The following is a 1304-nucleotide window of genomic DNA, read 5'->3' as shown; positions in this document are numbered from 1 at the left end:
ATAAGTGCCTGACGATGACCTACTCTCGCATGGGGAGACCCCACACTACCATCGGCGCTAAGCGGTTTCACTTCTGAGTTCGGCATGGGATCAGGTGGTTCACGCGTGCTATGGTCGTCAGGCGTAACGGGTAATGCATATCATGCTGAGTGCGTCGTTGACGCGGTAAGTGATCGTCTCATGTCCGCCAGCGTCTTGGCGGGCGAATGCGTATCCGGTTTTCCGAGTGGCTGTCCACTCGATCGTTATCACGGCGACCAGACCCCTTGGGTGTTATAGGGTCAAGCCTCACGGGCCATTAGTACACGTTAGCTCAACGCCTTGCAGCGCTTCCACACCGTGCCTATCAACCAGCTGGTCTCGCTGGGCCCTTTAGGAGACTCTAGGTCTCAGGGATGTCTCATCTTGAAGGGGGCTTCCCGCTTAGATGCTTTCAGCGGTTATCCCGTCCGACCATAGCTACCCGGCAATGCCACTGGCGTGACAACCGGAACACCAGAGGGTCGTCCACTCCGGTCCTCTCGTACTAGGAGCAGCTCTTCTCAAACATCCAACGCCCACGGCAGATAGGGACCGAACTGTCTCACGACGTTCTAAACCCAGCTCGCGTACCACTTTAAATGGCGAACAGCCATACCCTTGGGACCGACTTCAGCCCCAGGATGTGATGAGCCGACATCGAGGTGCCAAACACCGCCGTCGATGTGAACTCTTGGGCGGTATCAGCCTGTTATCCCCGGAGTACCTTTTATCCGTTGAGCGATGGCCCTTCCATACAGAACCACCGGATCACTAGAACCTGCTTTCGCACCTGCTCGACGTGTCTGTCTCGCAGTCAAGCACCCTTATGCTCTTGCACTCATTGCACGATGTCCGACCGTGCTGAGGGTACCTTCGTGCTCCTCCGTTACGCTTTGGGAGGAGACCGCCCCAGTCAAACTACCCACCACACACTGTCCTCGATCCGGATCACGGACCTGAGTGAGAACGCCAATGATGCCAGGCTGGTATTTCAAGGTTGGCTCCACCCGAACTGGCGTCCGGGTTTCAAAGCCTCCCAGCTATCCTACACAGGCAACATCAGCGTCCAGTGTGAAGCTATAGTAAAGGTTCACGGGGTCTTTCCGTCTAGCCGCGGGTACACCGCATCTTCACGGCGATTTCAATTTCACTGAGTCTCGGGTGGAGACAGCGTGGCCATCATTACGCCATTCGTGCAGGTCGGAACTTACCCGACAAGGAATTTCGCTACCTTAGGACCGTTATAGTTACGGCCGCCGTTTACCGGGGCTTCGATCAAGAGC

The 1304-nt window shown here is 56.2% G+C and carries 2 rRNA genes; both read right to left on the bottom strand.

Features of this window, described 5'->3' with window-relative positions:
* Positions 1-6: 6 nt before the first annotated feature.
* A 5S ribosomal RNA gene (gene rrf, locus MHM85_RS18275) occupies positions 7-122 on the bottom strand.
* Positions 123-277: 155 nt separating this feature from the next.
* A 23S ribosomal RNA gene (locus MHM85_RS18270) occupies positions 278-1304 on the bottom strand; the annotation flags it as partial.

The organism is Halomonas sp. McD50-4, from assembly GCF_022348135.1.
GTDB lineage: Bacteria > Pseudomonadota > Gammaproteobacteria > Pseudomonadales > Halomonadaceae > Vreelandella > Vreelandella piezotolerans.
This window is presented reverse-complemented; position numbering and strand designations above follow the sequence as displayed.